Here is a 7,877-nt window from a genome sequence, read left to right as displayed (position 1 = left end):
GCTTTGCGTATTTATGTAAAAAAAGAAATTTCGCCCATTATAGAAGAATATGCACAAAATGCAGCTTTTCCCGAGCAAATTGTATCACCAATGGTTCAATTAGGCTGCTTCGGGCCCACCATTCCGGCACAATATGGCGGTGGCGGTTTAGATTATATTAGTTATGGATTAATGATGCAGGAACTGGAACGGGGCGATAGCGGGGTTCGTTCTACTGCCAGTGTTCAGGGCTCGTTGGTGATGTTCCCTATTTATGCGTATGGTAATGAGGAACAGCGTAACAAATATCTGCCCAAATTAGCTTCTGGTGAATGGTTGGGTTGTTTCGGATTAACTGAACCCAATCACGGCAGTAACCCTGCGGGTATGCTTACCCATTTTACAGAGGCAGGCGATCATATCATTTTGAATGGTGCTAAAATGTGGATTAGTAATGCGCCATTTGCTGATGTTGCGGTAGTTTGGGCAAAAAATGAAGCAGGTGAAGTGCAGGGCGTAATTGTAGAAAGAGGTATGGAAGGTTTTACAACACCCACCACACATGGAAAATGGAGTTTGCGAGCCAGTGCCACCGGCGAATTGGTTTTTCATGATGTAAAAGTGCCTAAAGCCAATATTTTACCCAATGTTAAAGGGTTAAAAGGTCCTTTAAGTTGTTTAACAAAAGCCCGTTATGGTATTGCCTGGGGTGCATTGGGAGCAGCAATGGATTGCTATGATACAGCTTTGCAATACAGCAAAGAAAGGGTTCAATTTGGGAAACCAATTGGTGCATTTCAGTTGCAGCAGAAAAAACTGGCTGAAATGATTACAGAAATTACCAAAGCACAACTATTGGTTTGGCGTTTGGGTGTATTAATGAATGAAGCAAAAGCAACACCGGCTCAGGTAAGTATGGCTAAACGGAATAGTTGTGAAATTGCCGCAAATATTGCAAGAGATGCCCGGCAAATATTGGGTGGCATGGGCATTACAGGCGAATATTCAGTGATGCGCCACATGATGAATCTGGAAAGTGTGATTACATACGAAGGAACGCATGATATTCACCTTTTAATTACCGGAATGGATATTACAGGCTTTAATGCATTTACATAAGCAGGATTGATGAGATTATATATGAACAATGAATCATTCAGTCAAACAAAGACATCATCAAAATTTCCCCTCATTTTTTTGGTGGGAATGATGGGCAGCGGTAAAAGTTACTGGTGTAAAGCTATTGCCCGGCAACTGAATTTTGAAGGCGTAGATTTAGATGCACAAATTGAAAAAGTATACCAACAGTCTATTGCTGCCATCTTCAATGAAAAGGGAGAAACATTTTTCCGGGAAAAAGAAGCAGCCGAACTGCGAACTTTTAGCAATAAAAATAGCGTTGTAGTGGCCACGGGTGGGGGTACTCCCTGTTTTCATGATAATATGTTATGGATGAACCAACACGGGATTACTATTTGGATTGATGAACCGGTGCATACTTTGGCTGAAAGGCTGCTCAAAGAAAAATCGAATCGCCCATTGGTGGCTAATTTTGAAAATACAGCGGCGCTCACGCATTTTTTATCGAAAAAATTAGCAGAAAGAAGCTGTTTTTATGGTAAAGCCGATATTCACTTAAAAGGCGAACAACTTCAAATAGAAGTTATGATTGCAGCTATACAATCTTTTGAAAATAAATAATTCAACATCAACCAATCGTGAATATGCTTAGAGGATTTTTAAAAACCGGAGCCTGGCTGGGTGTAATTACCGTAATATTCGGTGCTTTTGGTGCACATACACTTAAACAATGGGTAGATGCAGACACCCTCAATGTATATGAAACAGGCATTCATTATCAAATGTTTCACGCATTGGCGTTGTTATTTGCAGGGATATTATACGAATCGTTTCCGGGAAAATGGATGCGTATAGCAGGCCGATTTTTTGCTGTGGGTATTTTGTTCTTTTGTGGCTCATTGTATGCCATCACCATCATGAAAGCCATACATCATACCAGTGGATTAATTTGGGTGGGGCCTATTACACCTATAGGGGGGGTGTTTTTTATAGCAGGATGGTTTTGCATGGTAGTCGCCCTTAATCGGAAAAGCTAATACAGATTGTAATCATTCCCACTATATCACTGAAAAGATAGGCTTTTTAGTAATCTGAATAAAAGATGCGCTACCAATAAATAATCCACATACTTTTCTAATATGGCAATTTCGCAAGTAGTTCGCTTATATTTGTTAGTATGGCAAACCGCTTAAAAAAGAATGTGCCGCCGCCACCAGATCCTGAAAAATTACAACCGGATAAAGAGGTAGATATTTCCGTATCTGAAGTGGTGAAGGATGAGCGCACTACAAAAATTGCTGGTGCGGTAGCCCTTTTATTTGCTTTTTTTCTTTTTATTGCTTTTACTTCTTATTTGTTTACCTGGCAGGATGATCAGGATAAAGTGCAGCAATTCGGCATAAAAATATTTTCGTTAGAAGATGTGAAAATTAACAATCTCCTTGGTGTTTCCGGCGCTTATATGGCACATTTTTTTATGTACAAGGGTTTTGGTATTGCAGCATATTTGTTGTGTACTTTTTTCTTTGTAATTGGGGTAAATGGATTGTTTAGCAAAAAGGTATTTTCCATTCAGCGAAATTTGCGTTATGTTTTAGTGGGATTATTGATTATTAGTGTAGCCGCAACTTTTATTACACCCAACAGTCAGTTTTCATGGGGTGGTGCAATGGGCAATATGCTAGATAGCTGGTTCATTAAATGGATGGGTAAACTGGGTACCGCAGCATTTTTACTGATAGCTGTTTTTGCTTATGTAATATGGCGGTTCAATCCTGTTTTTAAACTCCCTAAATGGCCTCAACGCATCAGTAAAAATAACCGGAATGTTCCACAGCCAATCACTTCAAATGAAGCCACAACACTTTCTGCTGATGAAATACCCGTTTACCAACAATGGGATGCTGAGAATAAACAAATTGAAGAAGTGCCGTTGGAGGTATATCCCGCAACAGATGAAGCTTGGGTTACAGCCAACAAACTGAAAAACGGAGGAAAAAATGTAACTGTTATTATGCCTGATGAATCAGCAATGATGGATGCCTCCAATCCTTTAATCCGTTTTGAATTGCAGGAAAAACAGCAGGGCATAGCTTTGGAAAAATCAGAATTAATTACAGATGAGTCTGTTGATGTCATGCATAAGCATACGGAGTTAGACACAGCAACAGAACCTGAAGCAGTCATTCGAAATAATACTATTCATGAACATGCACCAGTTAGCATGCAGCCGAAATTGATGATAGATGATTCGGTTGATATGCAATTAGAAATAAAACCTGCCTCCGAAGAGGTTGTCTCTGTTGCTTCAAAAAAAGCCTTGCTGGTATTAGATGAGCCTTATGATGCTACACTTGAACTGCGTAATTATAAATTTCCAACCCTTGATTTGCTTGATTTACATGGCAGTGAAAAAATTGTACATGACCCCAATGAATTAGAAGCAAATAAAAATCAAATTATTGCAACACTTAAAAACTATGATATTGCAATACAACGCATAGCCGCTACCGTTGGTCCAACAGTAACGTTATATGAAATTGTTCCTGCCCCTGGAGTTCGTATTAGCCGTATTAAAAATCTGGAAGATGATATTGCACTAAGTCTTGCTGCTTTAGGCATTCGAATTATTGCACCTATACCCGGCAAAGGTACCATTGGTATTGAAGTACCCAATATCAGGAAAACGGTGGTAAGTATGCGAACGCTGATATCGAGCGATAAATTTCAAAAAAATAATTTTTCATTACCTATTGCCATTGGTAAAAAAATTGACAATGAAAATTTTATTGTTGATTTGGCTGCAATGCCGCATTTGCTCATGGCAGGTGCTACCGGTCAGGGTAAATCGGTGGGTTTGAATGCCATTCTGGTTTCATTGCTCTACAAAAAGCATCCGTCGCAATTAAAATTTATTCTGGTTGATCCTAAGAAAGTAGAATTGAGCTTGTACCGGGTTATTGAAAAACATTTTCTGGCCAAATTACCAGGAGAAGAAGAAGCTATAATTACCGATACAAAAAAGGTGGTAAACACATTAAATGCTTTGTGTATTGAAATGGATAACCGTTACGATTTGCTGAAAGAAGCAGGTGTTAGAAATATTAAAGAGTACAACCAAAAATTCACAGAAAGAAAATTAAATCCGCAAAAAGGACACCAATACCTTCCATTCATTGTATTGGTAGTAGATGAATTTGCAGATTTAATTATGACTGCCGGTAAAGAAGTTGAAATGCCCATTGCCCGGTTGGCGCAATTGGCAAGGGCAATCGGTATACACTTAATTATTGCTACACAAAGACCATCGGTAAATATTATTACAGGAACCATCAAGGCCAATTTTCCTGCCCGAATTGCTTTTAAAGTGTCTTCTAAAATAGATAGCAGAACCATTTTAGATGCAGGAGGGGCAGAGCAGTTAATTGGGAAAGGCGATATGCTGATTAATTATAATGGGGAAATTGTTCGATTACAGTGCGCTTTTGTTGATACACCTGAAGTAGATAAGGTATGTAATTTTATTGGGGAACAAAGAGGATATCCTGAAGCATTTTTATTGCCGGAATATGTAGATGAAAAAGATATGGAAGGCAGAGAAATGGATGTTACAGATCGTGATCCACTGTTTGAAGATGCAGCGCGTTTAATTGTGCAAAATCAGGTAGGTAGCACTTCGCTCATTCAGCGAAGAATGAAATTGGGTTATAATCGGGCCGGCAGGTTAATGGATCAGTTAGAAGCCGCCGGCATTGTTGGGCCTAATTTGGGCAGTAAAGCAAGAGAAGTACGTTTTAAAACAGAATCGGAACTGGAAGAATACCTGCATTCTATTCCTTAGCAAATGCTGATTTGAAACATTCCATAGATGATTTGTTAGCTGAAACGCATTCATTAACCTCCATTTTTTTAAACAACCGCTAAACAAACCAATTGAATACAGGTCTAAAATTTTTAAAGCCTTATCTTTGCGCCCAATATTTAAAAAATCAAAAAAGTTTGATACAATTAGCGCTGTTTTGATTCATTTTTCAAATTAAATTTAAACAATGAAGTATTTGTTTTTTGTTGCAGCATTTTTGATTGGCACGTCAACAAAGGTAAAAGCACAAAATGATCCTGCAGCTAAAAAGGTTTTAAATGAGGTAGGCGAAAAAGTAAAATCAGCCAAAGGTATTACTGCAAAGTTTATGCTGGAATCCATTACCAGTAAAGGAAAGCCCAATGGTATTAAAGCAGGAACGCTTTCTATGAAAGGTGATAAATATTTACTGAAACAGGGTAAAACTGTTATTATTTGTGATGGAATCAATGTTTACAATTATGATGGCAATAAAACCATTACAAAATCTTCAGTAGAAGAAAGTGCTGCAACCTTGAGCCCACAAAAATTACTATCCGGTTCTTATGATAAAGATTTTAATTACAAACTCATTTCTTCCAACGGCAGTAGTTATCAAATAGAAATGTTTCCAAAAGATGACAGGCGTAGTTTCCAAAAAGTTGATTTGTTTATCAATAAATTAAAACGCTTAGTAACAAAAGCGGTAATTTTAGATAAAAGCAACAATAAAACTGTGGTGTTAATCAGTAACATGAATACGGCAGCAAAGTTGCCGGATGGTATGTTTAATTTTAACCGCGCCAACTATCCTGCCGATGCAGAATTATTAGATTAAAAATGAATGAAATAAATCATAGGCCACTCTAAAAGGTGGCTTTTTTTATGTGGGTTACTTAACTTTATTACATGCGAAACATAATTTTCAGCTTTGCATTACTACTCCTGCTAATACCGGCAGTACAGGCACAATTTAACGTTAAGTTAATGGTTACAAAAGTGGCTACCCGGCAAAATGAGCCCATTTATGTAAGTGGCAATTTTAACAACTGGAATCCGAAAGATGAGCAATATCGGTTAAAGCCTTTTGGTGGCAGCAGGGTGGGGATTGTAATTAAAAATATGGCACCGGGTAATTATGCTTTTAAGTTTACCAGAGGCAGTTTTGATAAAGTGGAATGTTTGGCAGATGGGCGTGATATGAATGACAGGGTTTTACAGATAGATTCGGATATTGATTCTTCTTTTACCATTGCCGGTTGGAAAGATGATTACCCTGAAAAACCCAAACCCTATACCGCCAGTCCGCAAGTTTCAATTATTGATACTGCTTTTTATATTCCCCAATTACATGGCACCCGGCGAATTTGGCTGTACCTCCCCAAAAATTACTACCAGTCAACCCAAACATATCCCGTTTTATATATGCAGGATGGACAAAACTTATTCAATGAACAAACTGCATTTGCAGGCGAATGGGGCATTGATGAATGTTTGGATACACTAGCGCAAAAATTAGGTAAATATTGTATGGTAGTTGGTATTGATAATGGTGGGGACAAGCGTTTGAGTGAATACAGCCCTTATACCATTCCTGCAGGAAAAGTGGGCAAAGATTCCGTAAAAGGAGAAGGATTTGATTATATATATTTTATTGTGCATACATTAAAGCCTTTTATTGATAGCAAATACAGAACCAAAAAGGGGCCACATTATACTTATATTGCCGGAAGCAGTATGGGAGCTATCATTAGTTACTATGCATTCATGAAATACCCCAATATATTTGGCGCTGCAGGCATCTTTTCACCTGCATTTTGGCTTTATTCGCCACAACAATTAAAACCTGCTGTGCAAGCTGATTTTAAACCGGTTTATTATTTTTATGCAGGTGGGAAAGAGAGTGCCACCATGTTGTCTGATATGGATGAGGTAATCAAAAATTTAGATGCTTCTTACCCCAGCCATATTATTCGTCGCTCTGTGTATCCGCCGGGTACACATCAGGAAAAATACTGGAGAGAGGAGTTCCCTACATTTTATCGTTGGCTGATGCAACTGTATTAAACCAAAAAAGTTACACCTTCTAATGCCAAATCAGTATTGGCGAAAGCAGCCTGTGTTTCTTTTAAAAACAGATCTAATGATTCATACTTACTGCTAAAATGGCCAATAATTAATTTGTTTGCACCGGCTTTTGTGGCAAATGTACCAGCCTGTATGGAAGTAGAGTGAAATCGTAACGCAGCTTTATCTTCACAGTTTTGTAAATAAGTGGTTTCATGATATAGTAATGATGCATGGCTGCATACACTTATGTTTTTCTCGGCATAGCGGGTATCTGCACAATACACATATGATTTGGATGCTTTATTTGGAATCGTCAATACATTATTTTGAATGGTATTGCCTGCTTTGTTGGTATAATCTTCACCTCTTTGTAAGGCTTCGTAAAATGAAGCCGGTATTGCATATTGCAGTACTGCTTCTTTATTAATTTTACGAGGCATTCGTTTTTCTTTTATAATAAAACCCCAGCAAGGTACCCGGTGTTCAGTAGTAAAAATTTGAACACTAAATTTTTTTTCATCAATTAATAAATCATCATACGTTTCTAAGGCATGAAAATGCAATGTATACGGTAAATCGGTATTTCCTGCCTTCAATTGTAATTGAATAATTGTTTTTAATGCAGCAGGTGCATACACGTGCAAATCTTGCTCCCTTCCTAACAAACCCATGCTGGTAATTAATCCCGGCAATCCAAAATAATGATCGCCATGTAAATGCGAGATTAAGATATGATTGATTTTGCTTCGTTTGATTTTGTATTTCGACAATTGTGTTTGTGTACCTTCTCCACAATCAATTAATATAAGCTGATCGTTCAGGGTAACTACCTGTGCAGTAGGGTGACGGTCATAAGCCGGCAGCGCTGAGTTATTCCCTAAAATAGTTACACCAAACATATTGTGAA

7 protein-coding genes are annotated in these 7,877 nt (G+C 38.0%); 6 read left to right on the top strand and 1 reads right to left on the bottom strand.

What is annotated here, in order from left to right; genetic code table 11:
• The 6 genes from A0F92_RS06260 to A0F92_RS06235 form a co-directional block, all read left to right on the top strand.
• A partial coding sequence (locus A0F92_RS06260; protein WP_068243009.1) for an acyl-CoA dehydrogenase family protein occupies nt 1–1,098 on the top strand: 1,098 nt, incomplete at its 5' end.
• A 9-nt stretch (nt 1,099–1,107) separates the two neighbouring features.
• Complete coding sequence (locus tag A0F92_RS06255; protein WP_167516851.1) at nt 1,108–1,680, top strand: shikimate kinase; 573 nt, start codon at nt 1,108–1,110, stop codon at nt 1,678–1,680.
• Between the two features lie 23 nt (nt 1,681–1,703).
• The gene (locus tag A0F92_RS06250; protein WP_068242989.1) at nt 1,704–2,096 is read left to right on the top strand and encodes a DUF423 domain-containing protein; all 393 of its coding nucleotides are present in this window, start codon (nt 1,704–1,706) and stop codon (nt 2,094–2,096) included.
• A 140-nt stretch (nt 2,097–2,236) separates the two neighbouring features.
• Nucleotides 2,237–4,900: an FtsK/SpoIIIE family DNA translocase gene (locus A0F92_RS06245; RefSeq protein WP_068242988.1), complete on the top strand. Its 2,664-nt coding sequence runs from the start codon at nt 2,237–2,239 to the stop codon at nt 4,898–4,900.
• A 208-nt stretch (nt 4,901–5,108) separates the two neighbouring features.
• Nucleotides 5,109–5,738, top strand: coding sequence for a LolA family protein (locus A0F92_RS06240; protein ID WP_068242987.1), 630 nt, complete (start codon nt 5,109–5,111; stop codon nt 5,736–5,738).
• 71 nt (nt 5,739–5,809) lie between these two features.
• On the top strand, nt 5,810–6,967 hold the full coding sequence (locus A0F92_RS06235) for an alpha/beta hydrolase (RefSeq protein ID WP_068242984.1): 1,158 nt from the start codon (nt 5,810–5,812) through the stop codon (nt 6,965–6,967).
• Here A0F92_RS06235 and A0F92_RS06230 read toward each other — a convergent pair.
• Nucleotides 6,964–7,869, bottom strand: a complete 906-nt coding sequence (locus A0F92_RS06230) for a ribonuclease Z (protein WP_068242983.1) — start codon at nt 7,867–7,869, stop codon at nt 6,964–6,966. The two genes, A0F92_RS06235 and A0F92_RS06230, sit on opposite strands and share 4 nt — an antisense overlap.
• Between the last annotated feature and the right edge of the window lie 8 nt (nt 7,870–7,877).

The sequence above is a fragment of the Hydrotalea flava genome (genome assembly GCF_001623405.1).
GTDB classification, from domain to species: Bacteria; Bacteroidota; Bacteroidia; order Chitinophagales; family Chitinophagaceae; genus Hydrotalea; species Hydrotalea flava.
This window is presented reverse-complemented; position numbering and strand designations above follow the sequence as displayed.